General features: G+C 70.6%; 18 protein-coding genes and 1 pseudogene. 13 read left to right on the top strand and 6 right to left on the bottom strand.

The annotated features are described in order from the left end of the window. Positions 1-134 precede the first annotated feature (134 nt). From ACFY0T_RS32510 to ACFY0T_RS32475, 8 genes and pseudogenes are all read left to right on the top strand, one after another. Positions 135-1,664 (top strand): aldehyde dehydrogenase (NADP(+)), encoded by a 1,530-nt coding sequence (locus tag ACFY0T_RS32510; protein WP_388878513.1) that lies wholly within the window; start codon positions 135-137, stop codon positions 1,662-1,664. 156 nt (positions 1,665-1,820) lie between these two features. Further along, entirely contained in the window at positions 1,821-2,429 is a 609-nt protein-coding gene (locus tag ACFY0T_RS32505; protein ID WP_388878510.1) for a DUF1349 domain-containing protein, read from the top strand. A 176-nt stretch (positions 2,430-2,605) separates the two neighbouring features. Continuing rightward, positions 2,606-3,121: pseudogene (locus ACFY0T_RS32500) on the top strand (GlxA family transcriptional regulator); the annotation flags it as partial. Next, positions 3,118-3,624, top strand: coding sequence for a GNAT family N-acetyltransferase (locus tag ACFY0T_RS32495; RefSeq protein WP_388878507.1), 507 nt, complete (start codon positions 3,118-3,120; stop codon positions 3,622-3,624). The pseudogene ACFY0T_RS32500 and the gene ACFY0T_RS32495, both read left to right, overlap by 4 nt. A 75-nt stretch (positions 3,625-3,699) precedes the next feature. Then, a complete protein-coding gene (locus tag ACFY0T_RS32490; protein ID WP_388878504.1) occupies positions 3,700-4,419 on the top strand; it encodes a DsbA family oxidoreductase in 720 nt (239 codons plus the stop codon). Positions 4,420-4,515: 96 nt separating this feature from the next. Continuing rightward, positions 4,516-5,565 (top strand): aminotransferase class V-fold PLP-dependent enzyme, encoded by a 1,050-nt coding sequence (locus tag ACFY0T_RS32485; RefSeq protein WP_388878501.1) that lies wholly within the window; start codon positions 4,516-4,518, stop codon positions 5,563-5,565. Positions 5,566-5,618: 53 nt separating this feature from the next. Then, positions 5,619-6,227 carry an RNA polymerase sigma factor gene (locus tag ACFY0T_RS32480; RefSeq protein WP_388878498.1) on the top strand — a complete coding sequence of 203 codons (609 nt, stop codon included), beginning with the start codon at positions 5,619-5,621 and terminating at the stop codon, positions 6,225-6,227. Between the two features lie 253 nt (positions 6,228-6,480). After that, the gene (locus ACFY0T_RS32475; protein WP_388878495.1) at positions 6,481-7,509 is read left to right on the top strand and encodes a maleylpyruvate isomerase family mycothiol-dependent enzyme; all 1,029 of its coding nucleotides are present in this window, start codon (positions 6,481-6,483) and stop codon (positions 7,507-7,509) included. Positions 7,510-7,645: 136 nt separating this feature from the next. Here ACFY0T_RS32475 and thpD read toward each other — a convergent pair whose 3' ends face one another. The 5 genes from thpD to ACFY0T_RS32450 all read right to left on the bottom strand — a co-directional run bounded on the left by thpD (position 7,646) and on the right by ACFY0T_RS32450 (position 12,459). After that, positions 7,646-8,533, bottom strand: a complete 888-nt coding sequence (thpD, locus tag ACFY0T_RS32470) for an ectoine hydroxylase (RefSeq protein WP_388878492.1) — start codon at positions 8,531-8,533, stop codon at positions 7,646-7,648. Positions 8,534-8,539: 6 nt separating this feature from the next. After that, the gene (locus tag ACFY0T_RS32465) at positions 8,540-8,944 is read right to left on the bottom strand and encodes an ectoine synthase (protein ID WP_388878489.1); all 405 of its coding nucleotides are present in this window, start codon (positions 8,942-8,944) and stop codon (positions 8,540-8,542) included. A 27-nt stretch (positions 8,945-8,971) separates the two neighbouring features. Beyond that, positions 8,972-10,243, bottom strand: a complete 1,272-nt coding sequence (gene ectB / locus ACFY0T_RS32460; RefSeq protein ID WP_388878486.1) for a diaminobutyrate--2-oxoglutarate transaminase — start codon at positions 10,241-10,243, stop codon at positions 8,972-8,974. 61 nt (positions 10,244-10,304) lie between these two features. Then, positions 10,305-10,862, bottom strand: coding sequence for a diaminobutyrate acetyltransferase (gene ectA / locus ACFY0T_RS32455; protein ID WP_388878483.1), 558 nt, complete (start codon positions 10,860-10,862; stop codon positions 10,305-10,307). 496 nt (positions 10,863-11,358) lie between these two features. After that, positions 11,359-12,459, bottom strand: coding sequence for a pyridoxal-phosphate-dependent aminotransferase family protein (locus ACFY0T_RS32450; RefSeq protein ID WP_388878480.1), 1,101 nt, complete (start codon positions 12,457-12,459; stop codon positions 11,359-11,361). Between the two features lie 178 nt (positions 12,460-12,637). Between ACFY0T_RS32450 and ACFY0T_RS32445 the strand changes: the two genes are divergently transcribed. From ACFY0T_RS32445 to ACFY0T_RS32430, 4 genes are read left to right on the top strand one after another with little or no spacing between them, the layout of a single operon-like run. Beyond that, complete coding sequence (locus tag ACFY0T_RS32445) at positions 12,638-13,489, top strand: transporter substrate-binding domain-containing protein (RefSeq protein ID WP_388878477.1); 852 nt, start codon at positions 12,638-12,640, stop codon at positions 13,487-13,489. After that, entirely contained in the window at positions 13,486-14,319 is an 834-nt protein-coding gene (locus ACFY0T_RS32440) for an amino acid ABC transporter permease (protein ID WP_388878474.1), read from the top strand. The genes ACFY0T_RS32445 and ACFY0T_RS32440 overlap by 4 nt, the downstream gene beginning before the upstream one ends. After that, entirely contained in the window at positions 14,316-15,095 is a 780-nt protein-coding gene (locus tag ACFY0T_RS32435; protein ID WP_388878471.1) for an amino acid ABC transporter ATP-binding protein, read from the top strand. Before ACFY0T_RS32440 ends, ACFY0T_RS32435 begins: the two co-directional genes overlap by 4 nt. 34 nt (positions 15,096-15,129) lie before the next feature. Further along, positions 15,130-16,221: an amidohydrolase family protein gene (locus ACFY0T_RS32430; protein WP_388878469.1), complete on the top strand. Its 1,092-nt coding sequence runs from the start codon at positions 15,130-15,132 to the stop codon at positions 16,219-16,221. A gap of 31 nt (positions 16,222-16,252) precedes the next feature. On the opposite strand, the gene ACFY0T_RS32425 is transcribed toward ACFY0T_RS32430, so the two are convergent. After that, positions 16,253-17,509 (bottom strand): serine hydrolase domain-containing protein, encoded by a 1,257-nt coding sequence (locus ACFY0T_RS32425; protein ID WP_388878466.1) that lies wholly within the window; start codon positions 17,507-17,509, stop codon positions 16,253-16,255. Between the two features lie 425 nt (positions 17,510-17,934). Between ACFY0T_RS32425 and ACFY0T_RS32420 the strand changes: the two genes are divergently transcribed. Continuing rightward, on the top strand, positions 17,935-18,840 hold the full coding sequence (locus ACFY0T_RS32420; protein ID WP_388878463.1) for an SCO1860 family LAETG-anchored protein: 906 nt from the start codon (positions 17,935-17,937) through the stop codon (positions 18,838-18,840). The last annotated feature ends 246 nt before the right edge of the window (positions 18,841-19,086 follow it).

Genomic DNA, 19,086 nt, shown 5'->3' with positions numbered 1-19,086 from the left:
CCCTTCGTTGGACGGGAAATAGTCTCCGCATCATATTCACCATCAGAGACGGCGTTCAGTATATCGAACGCCCCTGGTGGATGGCATAAGAACTGCGGTGAAGAACTGCGGCAACACATCTGGAGGGATCCGCGGTGGCAGCAGCACCAGTCTGGAGTGTCGACCCCCGTACCGGGAAGCAGCGTGAACAGGTTGCGGTGGAGGCCACAGCCCAGGAGGTGGACGATGCAGTGCGCGCCGCGCGCGCCGCGCGCCCCGCGCTCGCCGACCGCACCGTCCGCGCCGCGTTCCTGCGCACCGCCGCCGACCTGCTCGAAGGCGCCAAGGACCAGCTCGTCGAGGCCGCCGACGCGGAGACCGCGCTCGGCCCGGTCCGGCTCACCGGGGAACTCGCCCGCACCTGCTACCAGTTGCGCGCCTTCGGGGACATCGTCGACGAGGGCGCCTACCTCGACGTCGTGATCAACCACCCCGACGACACCGCGACCCCGCCGATCCCGGACCTGCGCCGCTACAAGGTGCCGCTGGGCGTCGTCGCCGTCTACTCCGCCTCGAACTTCCCCTTCGCCTTCTCGGTCGCGGGCGGCGACACCGCGAGCGCGCTGGCCGCCGGGTGCCCGGTCGTGGTCAAGGCGCACCCCGACCACCCGGCGCTGTCGGAGCTGGTCGCGGCCGTACTGCGCCGGGCCGCCGCCCAGCACGACATCCCCGAGGGCGTCGTCGGCCTCGTCCACGGCTTCGAGGCGGGCGTCGAGCTGGTCAAGCACCCGCTGATCGCGGCCGCCGGGTTCACCGGTTCGGTACGCGGCGGCCGTGCCCTCTTCGACGCGGCGGCCGCCCGCCCCGTGCCGATCCCCTTCCACGGCGAGCTGGGCTCCCTCAACCCCGTGGTGATCACCGAGGCCGCCGCCGCCGAGCGGGCCGAGGCGATCGGTGCCGGGCTCGCGGGCTCGATGACGCTGGGCGTCGGCCAGTTCTGCGTGAAGCCGGGCCTGGTCCTCGCGCCGGCGGGCGCGGCGGGCGACCGCCTGGTGAAGTCGCTGACGGACGCCGTCAGCGACACCGACGCGGGCGTCCTGTTGGACCACCGCATGCGGGACAACTTCATCGCCGGTGTCGCCGAGCGCGCCGAACTCCCCGACGTGGAGTCCCCGGTGACCCCCGGCGCGGGCGGCGAGCACACGGTGAGCCCCGGCTTCCTGACCGTGCCCGCGCAGAAGCTCGCCGTCGAGGGCGAGCACGACCTGCTCCTGGAGGAGTGCTTCGGCCCGCTCACCGTGGTCGCGCGCTACGAGGACGAGTCCGAGGCCCGCGCGGTCCTCTCCCGCCTTCCCGGCAACCTCACCGCGACCGTCCAGCTCTCCGCCGAGGAGGCCGCCGGCGAGGGCCGCGGCGCCGAGATCCTCGCCGAGCTGACGCCGCTCGCGGGGCGCGTGCTCGTGAACGGCTGGCCGACGGGTGTCGCGGTCGCCCCCGCCCAGCACCACGGCGGCCCGTACCCGGCGACGACCTCGACCTCGACCTCGGTCGGCGGTACGGCGATCGAGCGCTGGCTGCGGCCGGTGGCGTACCAGAACGCGCCGGAGGCGCTGCTGCCGCCGGAGCTGCGCGATGACAATCCGCTGGGGTTGCCGCGTCGCTACGACGGGCGTCTGGAGCGGTAGCGCTCCGCCGGGTGCACCGTTGGGCCTTCGGTTGCTCGTGAGCTGCGGGCTGAGCTGCGGGCTGTCTGTGGCTTGTCGCGCCCACGCGGCGGAGCCGCCTATGTCACTGCCCCGCGCCCCTTCGGGGTGCGGGGCCGGACCTGAGAGACTCACGCAATGGACGTCGAACTCCCCGAACTCCCTTTCCCTCTCCGCACCTACGGCCCCGACGGCCATTGGTCGTACGAGGACGGAGTGCTCACCGGCTGGGCGGGTCCCCGCCAGGACCGCTTCGTGCCGCCCACCGGTGAGGCCCTGGACCCCGCCTCCGACGCGCCCCGGCTGCTCTGGGCGCCCGAGGGGGACTTCCAGCTGATCGCCCGTGTCACGGTGGGCTTCGGGGCGGCCTTCGACGCGGGGGTGTTGTACGTCCATGTGGGGGAGCGGGCCTGGGCGAAGTTCTGCCTGGAGTACTCCCCGGATGTGCCCACCGTCTGCACGGTGGTCACCCGGGGGCACTCCGACGATGCCAACTCCTTCACCGTGGACGGCAGTTCCGTCTGGCTCCGGGTGAGCCGTACGGGGCGCGCCTTCGCCTTCCACGCCTCCCGCGACGGTGAGCGCTGGATCTTCGTCCGGCTCTTCACACTCGGCGACGAGAAGGAGACCGGGGCGGCCCTGGTGGGCTTCATGGCTCAGTCGCCCATGGGGGAGGGCTGCGTGGTGACCTACGACGGCATCGAGTTCCGCCCGAGCTGGCCACGCGACTTGAGGGACGGCAGCTGATCGCCCCCTCCGCCCCTACCCTCCCCCAAGCTCTCGACTTCGCTCGAGCAGGGGGGACCCCCATCGTCCCTGGGGGCTGCGCCCCCAGACCCCCGCTAAAAGATCGCGGAGTTCCCCGCGCCCCTCAGGGGCGCGGGGAACTGCGCGACAAGCCCGCATCCACCCACAGCCGAAAGGCTGGGTACGCCGCCGGAATCGACCTCTGCCTGCACATCATCCGGACCGACTACGGCGCCGCGGTCGCGGGCCGGGTGGCCCGGCTCGCCCTCGTCGCCCCCGTACGGCCGGGCGGCCAGACCCAGTTCGCCCAGACCCCGCTGCCGCCCGAGCGGGGCGAGGCCTGCGCCGACACCCGCGGCTGGGCCATGCGCAACCTCGACAAGCCGCTCACGCTCACCGACCTCGCCCGGCACGCGGGCGTCAGCGTGCGCACGCTCACCCGCCGTTTCCACGCCGAGAGCGGGGTCAGCCCCCTCCAGTGGCTCCTCCACCAGCGTGTCGAGCGGGCCAAGGAACTCCTGGAGACGACCAGCCTCCCCATGGACCAGGTGGCCCGCGCCTGCGGTCTCGGCACGGCCGACTCGCTGCGCGGCCATCTGGTCCGCCGCACCGGCCTCACTCCGAGCGCGTACCGCACGCAGTTCAGCCGACTGGGAACCGCACAGCCGCCCATGACGTCCTCCGTCGCATGATCCAAGAGCGTGTGAACCTTGTGGGCCGTGTGATCAGAACCGCCCTGCCCGCCGAGGCCGCCGCCGTCGCCGCCCTGCACGCCCGGGCCCGGGCCACGTACTACCCGGACGGGATCCCGCAGGACGGCACGGACTGGCTCGCGGCCTGGCGGGGCGCCATCGAGCGGCCGGACGGGCATGTGCTGTGCGCGGTCGAGGACGGCCGGATCACCGGCATCGCCTCCTTCCGCACCGCCGAGGGCGCCCCCGCCGACACCGTGAAGCTCTTCCAGTTCCACGTCGACCCCGACCACTGGCGGGCCGGGATCGGTACGCGGCTGCACGCGGCCTGCGTCGAGGAGTGGCAGGCCGACGGGAAGCGGACGGCCACCCTCGACGTGCACGTCGACAACCGTCGCGCCCAGGCCTTCTACACCCGCCTGGGCTGGGTCCCGGACCCGGAGAACCCGCCGTCCGAGGGTGATCACCATCTGTACCTGCGGTACGCGGTCGCCGGGGAATGAACCGAGGCGCTTGAACGTTCATGTACTGGTCGGAGACCGTCTCCGTACCCGTACGACCTGGAGAGAGCCGAAGACATGCGCGTCGAGATCTGGAGCGACATCGCCTGCCCCTGGTGCTACGTGGGCAAGGCCCGCTTCGAGAAGGCGCTCGACGCCTTCCCGCACCGCGACGAGGTCGAGGTCGTGCACCGTTCGTTCGAGCTCGACCCGGGCCGCGCCAAGGGCGACATCCAGCCGGTCATCAAGATGCTCACCAAGAAGTACGGCATGAGCGAGGCGCAGGCGCAGGCCGGCGAGGAGAACCTGGGCTCGCAGGCCGCCGCCGAGGGCCTGGAGTACCGCACCCGGGACCGCGACCACGGCAACACCTTCGACATGCACCGCCTGCTGCACTTCGCCAAGGAGCAGGGCAGGCAGGACGAGCTGATCAGCCTGCTGTACAAGGCGAACTTCGCCGAGGAGCGGACCGTCTTCGACGACGACGAGCGGCTCGTGGAGCTGGCCGTCGCCGCCGGACTCGACGCCGACGCGGCCCGCGAGGTGCTCGCCGACCCGACCGCGTACGCCGACGACGTCCGCGCCGACGAGCGCGAGGCCGCCGAGCTGGGTGCGAACGGTGTGCCGTTCTTCGTCCTCGACCGCAAGTACGGCGTCTCCGGCGCCCAGCCCGCCGAGGTCTTCGCGCAGGCGCTGACCCAGGCATGGGGCGAGCGTCCGCCGCTGAAGCTGATCCAGGACGCTTCCGCCGACGCGGAGGCCTGCGGTCCGGACGGATGCGCCGTACCGCAGAACTGAAAACCCCAGGTCGGAGCCCACGTATAAGCGCTCCTTAGGGGATTCACGTAAAAATCCGCAATGGACGGGGGGTTCCTGGGGCCGCAGAGTGGTCCCATGGAGACCTTCGAGAGCCTCGTCCGTGCCGAGTTCGCCCCGAAGAACACCTATCTGAACACCGCGAGCACCGGCCTCGTACCGGCCCGCACGGTGGCTGCCATGCGCGGCGCCGTCGAGTCCGTCGCCGCCGGTCAGCCGTCCGACATGTTCGCGGACGTCGAGGCCGCGCGCGCCTCGTTCGCGCGGCTGGTCGGGGTTCCCGGACGTCGGGTGGCGGCCGGGGCCTCGGTCGCCGTCTACAGCGGACTGATCGCCGCATCGCTGCCGCAGGGCGCCGAAGTCCTCACCGCCGAGGCGGACTTCAGCTCCGTCGTGAACCCTTTCCACGTCCGCGGCGACCTCAAGGTCCGCGCCGTACCGCTGGAGCGGATGGCCGAATCGGTACGCCCGGACACGGCGCTCGTCGCCGTCAGCGCCGCGCAGTCCGCGGACGGGCGGATCGCCGATCTGGCGGGCATTCGCGACGCCGCGCGGGCGCACGGGGCGCGTACGTACATCGACGCGTCCCAGGCCGCCGGATGGCTGCCCCTGGACGCGGACGCGTACGACTACGTCTCCTCCGTCGCCTTCAAGTGGCTCGTCTGCCCGCGGGGCGTGGCCTTCCTGGTCGTCCCGGAGGACCTCGGCGGGCTCACCCCGCTCTTCGCGGGCTGGGTCGCGGGAGAGGCCCCCTGGGACAGCTGCTACGGCCCGGTCGAGGAACTCGCCCACTCCGCACGGCGGTTCGACGAGAGCCCCAGCCTCTTCTCGTACGCGGGCGCCCGGCATTCGCTGGAGCTCCTCGAGGAGTTGGGCGTGGCGAACGTACGCGCCCACGACCTGGCCCTCGCCGACCGCTTCCGCGCGGGCCTGCACGCGGTCGGCCACGAACCGATCCCCGCCCCCGGCTCACCGATCGTCTCCGTGCCCGAACTCGGCCACCGCCAGCCCGACTTGAGCCGCGCAGGAGTCGAGGTCTCCGACCGGGCGGGCAATCTGCGGGCCGCCTTCCACCTGTACAACACGCCTGCAGACGTCGACCGGCTGCTGGACGTCCTGTCCGGCTGAGGGGATCGCCCTCTGGCGCGGGGTGCGGGAGGGCGCTAGGAAGACACCACGAGGTGGTGGTGCCGGTGGATCCGACGCTCGGAAAACCCGCCGCGGACGCGGAGTTGCATCGGCGGCTGGTGTACGGCGACGAGACCGCGCTGACCGAGGCGTACGCCGCCTACGGGCGGCTGGTCCGGCACGTCGCCGTCCGGGTCACCCGCAGCCCGGCCGCCGCCGAGGACGTGGCACAGGAGGTCTTCGCACAGCTGTGGAGCAGGCCGTACGCCTTCGACGCACGCCGCGGCTCGCTGCGCACCTGGCTGTCCATGCTCGCCCACCGGCGGGCCGTGGACTGGGTGCGCAGCGAGGCCCGGCACCGCAAGGACGCCCGCGCCGACGACTCGGCGCTGCACGCCATCCCCGACGCCGCGCCCGGCCCCGACGAGACAGTCGTCGACCGCGAACGCTCACGGCTGCTGCACACCGCCCTCGCCGAACTCCCGCAGCCGCAGCGGGAAGTCGTCCACCTCGCCTACTTCGCCGGCCGCACCTACCGGCAGGCCGCCGTGGAACTGGGGATCCCCGAGGGCACGGCCAAGACCCGGCTCCGCTCCGCCCTGCGCAAACTCGCCGAATCCCTGGCCGACCCACCGGATCCGGCACTGGAGAGGGGCGCGTGATGGCGATGCGGGTGGCCCAGATCGGGGCAGGTGTGGGCAGCGTGGTCCAGCTGGGGCCGGGCGTGGGCAGCGTGGTCCAGGTGCGGCCGGGCGTGGGCAGGGTGGTCCAGGTGCGGCCGGGCGTGCGTAGGGTGGCCCCGGTCGGGCCGGGTGTCGGCAGGGTGACTCCGGTCGGACCGGGCGTGCGTAGGGTGGCCATAGCGGGGCGAGGTGCGGCCACCCTGCCGGCCATGGCCCGGAAGGACGGCACGTGATGAGCACCGACCACGACGAGGTACGGGACCTGCTGGCGGCCTGGGCCGTCGGCGCACTGACCCCCGCCGACGAGAAGACGGTCCCCCTCCACCTGGCCGCGTGCGAGTCCTGCGCGACAGAGGCCGAACGGCTGCGGGAGACGGTACGGCTGCTGGACGGCGCCCCACGGCCGCCCCTCGCGAACGGCGCCTCCGTCGACACCCACGGCGTCCTCACCGTCGCCCTGCGCGCGCGTCCCGCGGCACCCCGCGTGGCCCCGCACGCCGCCCCGTACGCCGCCGCGGTCGCCGGACTCCAGGCGCTGCTGCGGGAGGTGGACGGTCAGGACGCCTGGAGCACACCGGTCGTGCACGACTGGGACGTGCAGGCCACCGTCGCCCATCTGATCGCGGCCGACGAGCCGTTGGCGCGCCGGCTGGGCCTTGCGGCGCGGGTGCCGGAGTCCCGGGTCGCGGAGGGGACGGGATGGCAGGACGCCTGGGCCGCGCGGACCGCCGCCGTGATCGCCTACGAGCGGGGCCGTACCCCCGAGGAGACCGTCGCCGCGTGGACCGCGCAGGCCGGAGCGCTGCTGGCCACGCCGGAGGCGCGGGATCCCGAACGGGCCACGCACGCCACGACGTTGATGGGCGTACGGCTGCCCGTCGCGGACCACTTCGTCGTGCGGGCCTTCGAGGCGTGGATCCACACCGACGACGTCGGGCGGGCCCTCGGGCTCGCCGTGCCCCCACCCCTGGATCCGCACCTGTGGCAACTCGTCCGCCTGGCCGTCCGCATCCTCGGCATGGCCCTGGGCCCCACGGCACCGCCGGTGCTGTTCGCGGTGACCGGGGGAGAGCGCGACGCCGAGTGGGTGCTCGGTTCCGAGGACGAGCCCGTACGGGCCGAACTCGTCCTGGATCCGGTCGACTTCTGCCTGCTGGTGGGCGGACGGTACGCACCCGACGAGGTGCCGAGGGGCGCGGCGGGCGACGACGCCGTGATCGGCGCCGTACTGGAGCGGGCCGCGTCACTGGCGTGGCTGTAGGCCCGGCACGTGCGTAAAGCAGTGCCGGGCCAACTGGCCTGCGTTTCCTGTTACTTCACCGGAGTGAAGTCCCTGGCCCCCATGCTGTGTCTGATTGCGGCTTCGCCGCGGGTCGGCTCCGCCGACCGGAACAGAATCACCGCACCGGAGTAAAGTCCCTGGCCCCGATGAACTCGGGCCTGCGCACCGGTGCCGCGAACGGCTCCACCGCCGCGTTCTCCACGCTGTTGAACACGATGAAGACATTGCTGCGCGGGAACGGGGTGATGTTGTCCCCCGAGCCGTGCATACAGTTGCAGTCGAACCAGGTCGCCGAACCGGCCCTGCCCGTGAAGAGCTTGATGCCGTGCCGGGTGGCGAAGCGGGTGAGCGCCTCATCGGAGGGCGTACCCGCGTCCTGCATCTGCAGCGACTTCTTGTAGTTGTCCTTCGGTGTGGCTCCCGCACACCCGAGGAACGTCTTGTGCGACCCCGGCATGATCATGAGGCCGCCGTTGGTGTCGTAGTTCTCGGTCAGCGCGATCGAGACGGACACCGTCCGCATGTTCGGCAGACCGTCCTCGGCGTGCCAGGTCTCGAAGTCCGAGTGCCAGTAGAAGCCACTGGCCCCGAAGCCCGGCTTCACATTGATCCGGGACTGGTGGACGTACACGTCCGAGCCGAGGATCTGCCGGGCGTGACCGACGACGCGCTCGTCGCGGACGAGCCTCGCGAACACCTCACTGATCCGGTGCACCTCGAAGACGGACCGGATCTCCTGCGACTTCGGCTCGACGATCGAGCGCTCGTCGGCCCGGATCGCCGGATCGCCGACGAGCCGCTCCAACTCCTGCCGGTACACGGCGACTTCGTCCTCGGTGATGAGCTCCTCGACGGCGAGGAAGCCGTCCCGCTCGTACGTCTGGAGCTCGGCCACCGAGATCGGGCCGGGCTCGCCCGGCGCGCTCCACACGACCGGGTCCTGTCGGGGCGCGGACACCTCGGTGGCGCCGCGGCTGGGATAGAGGTCGGTGATCGTGGTCATGGGGCCTCAGACCTCCTCGGGTTCGGTGAGCAGCGGATAGACGCCGTTCTCGTCGTGGTCCTCCCGTCCGGTCACGGGCGGATTGAATACGCAGACGCAGCGGAAGTCCTCCTTGATCCGCATCGTGTGCCGCTCGTGCCCGTCGAGGAGGTACATGGTGCCGGGCGTGATCGTGTACTTCCGCCCGGTCTCGTCGTCGGTGAGCTCGGCCTCGCCCTCGACGCAGACGACGGCCTCGATGTGGTTCGCGTACCACATGGACGTCTCCGTACCCGCGTACAGGATCGTCTCGTGGAGCGAGAAGCCGACCCTCTCCTTGGCGAGGACGATGCGCTTGCTCTCCCAGGTGCCCGATGCCGACTTGACGTGCCGGTCGGTGCCTTCGATGTCCTTGAAGGAACGGACTATCACGGTGGTGAGGTGCCTCTCTCTTGCTTCTCAGGCGGTTTCGCGGACGGCGCGGGCGAGGGTGCGCAGTCCCTCGTCGAGCTCGTCGGGGGTGATGGTGAGCGCCGGGAGGAGCTTCACGACCTCGCTCTCCGGACCGGATGTCTCGATGAGCAGCCCGAGTTCGAAGGCGCGTTGCGCGATACGTCCCGCACGCTCCTTGTCCTTGAACTCGACGCCCCAGACGAGACCTCGTCCCCGGTAGTCCTTGACGTCGGCGAGGTTCTCCTCGGTGAGGGCGATCAGCGCCTGCTCGATCTGCTCGCCGCGGGCACGGGTCTGCTTCTCCATGGCGGAGCCGTCGGCCCAGTACATCTCCAGGGCGGCGGCGGCCGTGACGAACGCCGGGTTGTTGCCGCGGAAGGTGCCGTTGTGCTCGCCCGGCTCCCAGATGTCCAGCTCGGGCTTGAACAGGCACAGGGACATGGGCAGCCCGTATCCGCTGATGGACTTGGAGACGGTCACGATGTCGGGCACGATGCCCGCTTCCTCGAAGGAGAAGAACGCGCCCGTCCGTCCGCAGCCCATCTGGATGTCGTCGACGATCAGCAGCATGTCGCGCCGCGCGCACAGGTCGGCCAGGGCCCGCAGCCACTCGGGCCGCGCGACGTTGATGCCGCCCTCCCCCTGCACGGTCTCGACGATGACGGCGGCGGGCTGATTGAGCCCCGAGCCCTGGTCCTCGAGCAGCCGCTCGAACCAGAGGAAGTCGGGGACCTTTCCGTCGAAGTAGTTGTCGAACGGCATCGGAGTGCCGTGCACGAGCGGGATCCCGGCACCGGCCCGCTTGAAGGCGTTGCCGGTCACGGCGAGTGACCCGAGCGACATCCCGTGGAAGGCGTTGGTGAACGACACGATGGCCTCGCGCCCCTTCACCTTCCGCGCCAGCTTCAGCGCGGACTCGACGGCGTTGGTGCCGGTCGGCCCGGGGAACATGACCTTGTACGGCAGATCGCGCGGTCGCAGGACGAGGTTCTGGAAGGCCTCCAGGAAGGCGCGCTTGGCGCTCGTCGACATGTCGAGCCCGTGGGTGACGCCGTCGCGTACCAGGTAGTCGATGAGGGCGCGTTTGAGTACGGGGTTGTTGTGCCCGTAGTTCAGGGATCCCGCGCCGGCGAAGAAGTCGAGGTACTCGTGCCCGTCCTCGTCGTACATCCGGCTGCCCCGCGCCCGGTCGAAGACGGTGGGCCAGCCACGGCAGTAGCTGCGCACCTCCGACTCCAGGGTCTCGAAGACGCTCAGGTCGGGCTGGGTGATGGTCACAACGAATCGCTCCTCGAAGCGTGTGTGGGGGGAAGGAAGAAGATCGGGGGGAGGGGGGAGGTCAGCGGGGGAGGGAGAGCGGACCGATGCGGTACAGCACCTCGGGATCGTGCGGCCCGTCTCCCTCGGGGAACTGCCCGGACTGGAACAGAACTTCGCGCTCGACGGGCGCGCCGTGGCGTCGTGCGTACGACGTGAACAGGCGCTCGGAGGCGGTGTTGCCGGGCGTGATCGTGGTCTCGACGGTGGTCAGCGCGGCCTCGCTCGCCGCGGCGACCCGTGCGGTCAGCCCGTCGAGCATCGCGGCAGCGAGCCCGCGTCCGCGGTACGCGTTGTCGACGGCCACCTGCCACACGAGCAGGGCGCTCGGGCGCTCGGGCCGGACGTACCCCGTGACGAAGCCGACGGGTGCGCCGTCCGCGTCGCGCGCCACCGCCGAGGTGCCGGCGAAGTCACGGCACCAGAGCAGATAGCTGTACGAGGAGTTCAGGTCGAGGGTTCTGGAGTCCTTGGCGATACGCCAGAGCGCGGCTCCGTCGGCCACCTCCGGACGGTCGATCCGAAGGCCCTCCGGCATTTCCAGGAATTCCGCTTGCAGGTCTGCGTGTGCGGCGGTCATGCGGATTGAATTTACCGAGCGAAAATGCAAATTGCATCGTCGCTCGGGGTTTCGTGCGGCGCGTCCATGTGTTATCACGCGCCCGCGTGTGATCGCGCGAGCGGTCGACGTTAACTACCGTTTTGACCGGTAAATTGCCGACAAAACGGACCTCCTGTGGAGTACGTCACAGCCACGTAATGGCCACGAGATCTGCCCGAATTATGCCGTCTGGCGTTCGCGAAATCTTCGCGTTTAGCTTCCGGGAAAGCGGGCAGAAGAATACGGGAAGCTGCACTCAATTACTACCTGGATAGGCGCCTGGGGAATCCCCTCCATTCCACCCGGATTCCCGCCGAAGTTTCCCTTGGGGGCTTCGCCCCCAAACCCCCGGAGGGGGTTTCAGCCTGTCCGGCGTTTGAGGACGAGCGCGTCAGCGCGATACGGGGGGTCTGGGGGGCGGAGCCCCCCAGGTATGGGACGGGTAGGGGCGGAGGGGGCGAAGAACTCTCGGAGCTCAGCCCCAGGTCCGCGTGACGGCTCGGCGTGCTGCCTCCAGGTCCACCGGGACCCCGAACTCGGCCAGCGCGGCCCCCAGCCCCGCAAGGCTGGAGTGCACGGCATCCGGCGTCGCGTCGGGCCCGTAGTGGTTCACCCGGACCATCTCGCCCGCGAGCGCACCCCCACCCGCCACCACCGGAAGCACCGGATCCGCAGCCAACGCCTTCGCCACCACCGAGCCCGCATCCACCCCCACCGGCACCCGCAAAGTCGTAGCGACAGGCGCCGCATCCGGGGCGGCGTGCACATAGGGCTCCAGCCCCCCGCCCAGAGCGACGGCCCCCGCCCGCGTGGCCGCCGCGGCCGAGGCATGCCGCGCCATCACCGCATCGAGCCCCTCACCCTCGATGCGCTCGACACACGCCTCCAACGCCAGCATCTCCAACTGCGCCGGCGCGTGCAGCAACGCCTTGCGGCCGCCGTCGACCCATCGCTCCTTCCAGTCCAGCAGCGACAGGTACGACCGACGCGGCGCCGCCGGATTCGCGGCCATCCGCGCCCACGCCCGCTCGCTCACCGAGACCGCCGACACCCCGGCGGGCCCGCCCATCGCCTTCTGCGCCCCGATCACGCACAGGTCGACACCCCACGCGTCCGGCAGCACCGGCTCGGCGCCGATCGAGGCGACCGCGTCCAGGTAGAAGAGGGCGCCGTGCTCGCGTACGACCTCGCCGATCTCCGCGACCGGGTTGGTGTTCCCGGTGGCCGCCTCCGCGTGCACCAGCGACACGAAGTCGATCGCCGGGTGCTCGGCGAAGGCCGCGCGGATCTGCGCGGCGGTGACGGCGGTGTGGAAGGGCACCGCCAGATCGATCACGGTCGCCCCGCAGTCCCGCAGCCAGTCCCCGAAAGTCTGCCCGTACGGACCGGTGATGACGTTGAGCGCGGTCGTGCCGGGCCCGGCCGTCGCGCGTATGGCGCCCTCCAGCGGGAGCAGCGCCTCGCCCTGCATGATCACGACGTCCTGCTCGGTGCTCAGCAGCCGCGCCACGCGGTCCTCGATCGAGGCGAAGTGCGCGGCGCTCAGCGGGGCCAAGTCGAGGAGGGGGTGGGTCACGACGGTGCTCTCTTCGCTCGCGGTGGGATGACGCAGACGAGCGTAACCGGCAGATATGGCGCCCATCCGACCGTCGACTCTTAGGGGGGACGGCCTCGTAACCATCGGTTTGATTTGAGAGGCTCAAACTTTTCCTTATAATCGGAACCCACAGTTCACCCACAGGAGGCTCCACCCCGTGAACACGCTCCCCGGGCGCCGCACCCGCATCCTGGCCGCCACCACCGCGACGGCCGGGCTGATGCTCGTGGCCGCCTGTACCTCCAGCGACAACGGAGGCAGCGGCTCGAAGACCGCCGCCGGCGGGGTGGAGCTCGTCAAGGCGGGCCAGCTCACCACCTGCACGCACATGCCGTACCCGCCCTTCCAGTCGGAGATCGACGGCAAGGAGCAGGGCTTCGACGTCTCCCTCATCGACCTGGTCGCCAAGGACCTGGGCGTGAAGCAGGTGATCCTCGACACGCCGTTCGAGACCTTCAAGACCGGCGCGTTCCTCAACTCGGGCGAGTGCGACCTGGCCGCGGCCGGCATGACCATCACCGAGGAGCGCAAGAAGAACGTCGACTTCTCGGACCCGTACTTCAACGCCACCCAGGCCGTCCTGGTCGACAAGAAGAGCGGCCTCGACTCGCTCGCCGACGTGAAGGCCAAGGGCGCGAAGCTCGGCGCCCAGGCGCAGACCACGGGCGAGGAGTACGTCCAGAAGCAGGGCTTCGACCCGGTCTCCTTCGAGTCCTCCGACGCCGTCCTCAACGGTCTGCGCACCGGCCAGGTCAAGGCCGTCGTCATCGACTACCCGGTCGTCCAGGGCTGGCTCAAGGACAAGGCCAACGCGGACGCCTTCAAGGTCGTCGACAACCTCAACACCGGTGAGCAGTACGGCGTCACGGTGAAGAAGGGCAACACCAAGCTGCTCGCCGCCATCAACAAGGCGATCGCCGACGCCAAGGCCGACGGCACGTACAAGAAGCTGTACGAGAAGTGGATCGGCCCGTACGACGAGTCCGCGGCCTCGCCCTCCGCCTCATGACCAGCACGGACGTACAAGTCCAGCCCCGGAAAAAGGGCCTGACCCGTCGTCAGAAGCGCAGACTGTCACGCGGCATCCAGTACGCCGTCTTCGTCGCCGCCGTGATCGCCTTCGCGGTCACGGCCGACTGGGACCGGCTGCAGAACCAGTTCGCGCAGGCGGACATCGCCCGGCAGATGTTCCCGGACGTCATCACGCTGGCGCTGAAGAACACCGTCCTGTACACCGTGTCCGGCTTCGCCGTCGGGCTGGCGCTGGGCATGGTCATCGCGCTGATGCGGCTGTCGTCCGTGGGCCCCTACCGCTGGCTCGCTGGCATCTACATCGAGATCTTCCGCGGCCTGCCCGCCCTGCTGATCTTCATCTTCATCGGCGTGGCGATCCCGCTCGCCTTCCCGGGCACGGAGATCGTCGGCGGCACCTACGGCAAGGTCGCCCTCGCGCTCGGCCTGGTGGCCGCGGCCTACATGGCCGAGACGATCCGCGCGGGCATCCAGGCCGTGCCCAAGGGGCAGATGGAGGCGGCCCGTTCGCTGGGCTTCTCGCCCGCCCGCGCGATGATCTCGATCATCATCCCGCAGGCGTTCCGGATCATCCTCCCGCCGCTGACCAACGAGTTGGTGCTCCTCTTCAAGGACTCCTCGCTGGTGCTGTTCCTCGGCGTCACGCTGGAGGAGCGCGAACTGTCCAAGTACGGCCGTGACCTGGCCAGCACGACCGCCAACTCCACGCCGATCCTGGTCGCGGGCCTGTGCTACCTGCTGGTCACGATCCCGCTGGGCTTCGTCGTACGCCGCATGGAAGCGAAGGCCCAGGAGGCCGTGAAATGAGCCGACCGGAGATCCAGGTCAGGGACCTGCACAAGTCGTTCGGCGACAACGACGTGCTGCGCGGCATCGACCTGGAGATCGGCCAGGGCGAGGTCGTCTGCGTCATCGGCCCGTCCGGCTCGGGCAAGTCGACGCTGCTGCGCTGTGTGAACCTCCTCGAGGAGCCCACCAAGGGGCAGGTCTTCGTCGGGCCCACCGAACTGACCGACCCGGACGTCGACATCGACGCCGTACGCCGCCGTATCGGCATGGTCTTCCAGCAGTTCAACCTCTTCCCGCACCTCACGGTCACCGAGAACCTCACGCTGCCGCAGCGCCGGGTGCTGCGCCGCGACAAGGCGACGGCCGCGAGGGTGGCCGCCGAGAACCTGGAGCGGGTGGGGCTGTCGGAGAAGGCGGACGCGTACCCCGCCTCCCTCTCCGGCGGTCAGCAGCAGCGCGTCGCCATCGCCCGCTCGCTCTCGATGGGCCCCGAGGTGATGCTCTTCGACGAGCCGACCTCGGCGCTCGACCCCGAGCTCGTGGGCGACGTGCTCGCCGTCATGCGGATGCTCGCGAACGAGGGCATGACGATGATGGTCGTCACCCACGAGATGACCTTCGCGCGCGAGGTCGCCGACCGGGTCGTCTTCATGGACGGCGGCATGATCGTCGAGGACGGCACGCCCGCGCAGGTGATCGGCAACCCGAGCCACGAGCGCACCCGCCACTTCCTGTCCCGACTCCTCGACCCGGCGATGGCGGACGTGGAGGAAGAGGCCGAAAAGGGGCAGTAGCGCCGCACCCTTCGGTACGAATTAAGGTGCGGTCATGAGCGATCGCGCGGTGCTGCACGTGAAGGGACGGGTCCTCGTCGGACCCGACGACGTCCGTGACGAACTCTGGGTCGTCGGCGGGAGGATCTCGTACGAGCGTCCCGCCGGCGCCCGTGACATCCGTGCCGTCGAGGGCTGGGCGCTGCCCGGCCTCGTCGACGCGCACTGCCACGTCGGGCTCGACGCCCACGGTCCGGTCACAGACGACGTCTCCGAGAAGCAGGCGCTGACCGACCGCGACGCGGGCACCCTGCTGATCCGGGACGCGGGCTCCCCCTCCGACACCCGCTGGATCGACGACCGCGACGACCTCCCGAAGATCATCCGCGCGGGCCGGCACATCGCCCGCACGCGCCGCTACATCCGTAATTACGCGCACGAGATCGAGCCGGAGGACCTCGTCGCGTACGTCGCCCAGGAGGCCCGGCGCGGCGACGGCTGGGTCAAGCTGGTGGGCGACTGGCTCGACCGCGGCACCGGCGACCTGGGCGCCTGCTGGCCCCGCGACGCCGTAGAAGCCGCGATCGCCGAGGCCCACCGCCTGGGCGCCCGCGTCACCGCGCACTGCTTCGCCGAGGACTCCCTCCGGGACCTGGTCGAGGCGGGCATCGACTGCATCGAGCACGCGACGGGCCTGACGGAGGACACCATCCCGCTGTTCGCCGAGCGCGGGGTCGCGATCGTCCCCACGCTCGTGAACATCGCGACCTTCCCACGGCTCGCGGCCGGCGGGGAGCAGAAGTTCCCGCGCTGGTCGGCACACATGCGACGGCTGCACGAACGCCGCTACGACACCGTGCGCGCCGCGTACGACGCCGGAATCCCCGTCTACGTCGGCACGGACGCCGGTGGCTCACTCGCCCACGGACTGGCCGGCGCCGAGGTCGCCGAGCTCGTCACCGCCGGTATCCCGCCCGTCGAGGCGCTGTCCGCCACCACCTGGGGTGCGCGGCGGTGGCTGGGACGGCCCGGCCTCGACGAGGGAGCGCCCGCCGACCTCGTGGTGTACGAGAGCGACCCCCGTGAGGACGTACGGGTCCTCGCGGCTCCGCGGCGGGTGGTGCTGAACGGGCGGACGGTCGGCTAGGGCCTGGTGGGCACGCCCATGGGCGCGACGGTCAATGGGCCGCGGGCTGCGCGGGCAGGTTGAAGACGTGCTGCGGACTGACGATCTTCGTGATCGCCTCACCGACGACTGTGCTGGGCTCCGAGCCTTGATAGTTGATGTCGGTGTTCAGCAGTACGACGAGGGTTGCCTTCGCCGACGGTAGGTAGATCGTCAGGGACTCGTAGCCCGGCAGCGAGCCGTTGTGCCCGATCCAGCCCTGGACGTTGAAGATACCGAGGCCGTACCCCGCGCCCGGGATCGTGGTGGGGGGCGTGGTGAGCCGCTGCTTCTGTGTGGCGGGGCTGATCATGCGGGTGCCGTCGGGATACACACCCGTGGCCACCGTGGGCGCCCAGATGCGCAGATCATTCAGAGTGGAGATCATCGCGCCGGCCGCCCAGGCCCAGGAGGGGTTCCAGTCGGCCGTGTCCGCGACCTCGCCGTTCGCGGTCTGGTTGGTGTACCCCTGCGCGTGCGGGTTCGGGAACGCCGCGCCGGTCGGGAAGATCGTCTGGTCCATTCCGGCCGGTGCGAGGACGTTCTTCTGGATGTAGTCCCCTATCGGCCGGCCGCTCTCCTTCTCGACGACCAGGCCGAGCAGGATGAGATTGGTGTTGCAGTAGTAGAACTTCTCGCCCGGCGGGAACAGCACGGGGTGCTTGAAGGAGTAGTCGAGCAGTTGTTGTGGGGTGAAGGGCCGCTGAGGATCGGACGTCAGTGCCGTGAAGAAGCCGGGGTCCTCGGAGTAGTTGAAGAGCCCGCTGCGCATGCCGGCCAGCTCGCGCAGCGTGATCTTGTCGCCGTTGGGCACACCGTCGACGTACTCGCCGATGGTGTCGTCCAGGCTCACCTTGCCCTCGTCGACCAGCTTCAGCAGCGCCGTCACGGTGAAGGTCTTGGTCTCGCTGCCGATCCGCATGTACAGATCCGGCGACATCCTCTGACCGTTGCCCTTGTCGGCGACCCCGAACGACCGTACGTAGCTGCCCTTGTCGGGCGTCCATATGCCCACGGTCACCCCGGGTATGTTCGCCTGCCGCATGACCTGCTGCACGGTCACGTCGAGCTGCCGCGTCACGTCAGGGGTGAGCGCGCGGACGCCGCCCGAGGGCGAGGCGGACGGGGAGGGTGGTTCGGTGGAGGTTGCGGCGCTGCCGATGACCGCGGGCGCGCCGAAGGCGGTGCCACCCGCGATCGGCACTATGAGCGTCCCCACCGCTACGGCGGTGACGGCTCCCCTGCGCAGTCGTCTGGACGAATGCGTCATGGGCTGACTCCAAGCACCTGAAGACGGAGCCGCGAGCGTCGCGGACCGTTGGATATGGGGCGCAGGATCCCGCCAGACCAGCATAGGAGCGCCATTGCCCCACCGCCTGTCGGACGGGTCGCCCCTTCACGGGCTGCCGTCAAGGGCGGGGTCGCTCCTCACCCGCTGCCGTCAGTCGATCGACGGAGCGTGACGAGGCGTCGGGCTGACTCGCTGGGCGGTCTTGCCCGTGCGCCGGAGCGTCGACCGGCGTCATCGCGCAAGGGGAGTTGAGTGGGTGACAGGAGGAACACCGGTGCCGCGACATTCGAATTGATTCGCGGAAACCCCACGTTGGAGTGAAGTCGCGTCAGGTTGCTGACCGTTCACTCTCGGTGCGTAATTCTTGCCGGGTCCCAAGCTTTCCCTCTCTGGGGGTCTCACCCTTGAACAGCAACAACTTCCGCATGCCCGTACGCCGTTGCGCCGCCACGGCGGCAGCCACCGTCCTCGCCGCCGGTCCCGCGGCGCTGGCCGGCGCGGGCTCCGCTCACGCGACCGCCGACCACGGTCGCGCGAGTGCCGTCGTGCTCCGCACCGGGCTCGACGTGTCCCTGCTCAACAAGACCGTGGACGTTCCGCTCACGGTCTCCCTCAACGAGGTGCGGGCACCGCAGAGCGCCCAACAGAGCGCGCTCACCGCGCGGTTGGACGGTGTCGACGGCGGGCGTGCGTTCAGCGTGCTGCGCGCGGACGTCGCCACCGCGAAGGCCACGGTGTCCTCCGGGAAGGCCGAGGGCCACGCGAACCTCGCGCATGCGACGGTCCATGTGCCCGGGCTGCCGCTGCTGTCGCTCATCGAGGTCGGGCAAGTGACGTCGAGGGCGACGTGCGTGGCGGGGGAGAAGCCCGTGGCCACCGCGAACCTTCTCGGCGGGGTCACGGTCCTCGGCAAGAGGGTGACGCTGTCGGTGGGCGGGCCGACGGAGGTGAAGGTGCCGGGGGTCGGTGACGTCCGGCTCGACCTCTCCCGCACCGAGACCACGTCCCGTACGGCGGCCGCGACCGCGCTCCAACTCAAGGTGTCCCTCAACCCGTTGAAGCTGAACGTGGCCGAGGTCGAGGGTACGGTGACCCTGGCCGGGGCGACGTGCGAGGCTCCGGCGGCGCCGGTCGCGGAGGGCAAGCCCGCCGATCCCGCGTCCGGCGTGAAGCCCCAGGGGGCTCCCGCGGAGGCGGACCTCGCGGAGACCGGGGGGAGTTCGGCGACGCCGTACATCGGCGGGGGTGCGGTTGCCTTGCTGGCGGCGGGCGCCGGAGCGGTCGCCCTGACGCGCCGCCGCCGGGGCTGACCCGGGAGGGCTTTCTTCGCCCCCTCCGCCCCTACCCATTCCCGTCCCCTGGGGCTCCGCCCCAGACCCCGCCGGGGGCTGCGCCCCCTGGACCCTTGCCCGGGGCTCCGCCCCTGACCCCGCTGGGGGTGTGCCCTCTGGACCCCTGCCCGGGGCTGCGCCCCTGGATCCCGCTGGGGGTGTGCCCCTGCACCCCTGCCCGGGGCTCACGCCCCTGGCCCCCGTTGGAGGTACGCCCGCGGGGTC

The organism is Streptomyces sp. NPDC001530, from assembly GCF_042894545.1.
In the GTDB taxonomy this organism is placed as follows: domain Bacteria; phylum Actinomycetota; class Actinomycetes; order Streptomycetales; family Streptomycetaceae; genus Streptomyces.
This window is presented reverse-complemented; position numbering and strand designations above follow the sequence as displayed.

Excerpts from the sequence above, each read along its gene's own strand:
- ACFY0T_RS32505 (WP_388878510.1), top strand. The coding sequence starts at position 1,821 with ATGGACGTCGAACTCCCCGAACTCCCTTTCCCTCTCCGCACCTACGGC.
- ACFY0T_RS32495 (WP_388878507.1), top strand. The coding sequence starts at position 3,118 with ATGATCCAAGAGCGTGTGAACCTTGTGGGCCGTGTGATCAGAACCGCC.
- ACFY0T_RS32490 (WP_388878504.1), top strand. The coding sequence starts at position 3,700 with ATGCGCGTCGAGATCTGGAGCGACATCGCCTGCCCCTGGTGCTACGTG.
- ACFY0T_RS32485 (WP_388878501.1), top strand. The coding sequence starts at position 4,516 with ATGGAGACCTTCGAGAGCCTCGTCCGTGCCGAGTTCGCCCCGAAGAAC.
- ACFY0T_RS32475 (WP_388878495.1), top strand. The coding sequence starts at position 6,481 with ATGAGCACCGACCACGACGAGGTACGGGACCTGCTGGCGGCCTGGGCC.
- thpD (WP_388878492.1), bottom strand. The coding sequence starts at position 8,533 with ATGACCACGATCACCGACCTCTATCCCAGCCGCGGCGCCACCGAGGTG.
- ectA (WP_388878483.1), bottom strand. The coding sequence starts at position 10,862 with ATGACCGCCGCACACGCAGACCTGCAAGCGGAATTCCTGGAAATGCCG.
- ACFY0T_RS32440 (WP_388878474.1), top strand. The coding sequence starts at position 13,486 with ATGACCAGCACGGACGTACAAGTCCAGCCCCGGAAAAAGGGCCTGACC.
- ACFY0T_RS32435 (WP_388878471.1), top strand. The coding sequence starts at position 14,316 with ATGAGCCGACCGGAGATCCAGGTCAGGGACCTGCACAAGTCGTTCGGC.
- ACFY0T_RS32430 (WP_388878469.1), top strand. The coding sequence starts at position 15,130 with ATGAGCGATCGCGCGGTGCTGCACGTGAAGGGACGGGTCCTCGTCGGA.
- ACFY0T_RS32425 (WP_388878466.1), bottom strand. The coding sequence starts at position 17,509 with ATGACGCATTCGTCCAGACGACTGCGCAGGGGAGCCGTCACCGCCGTA.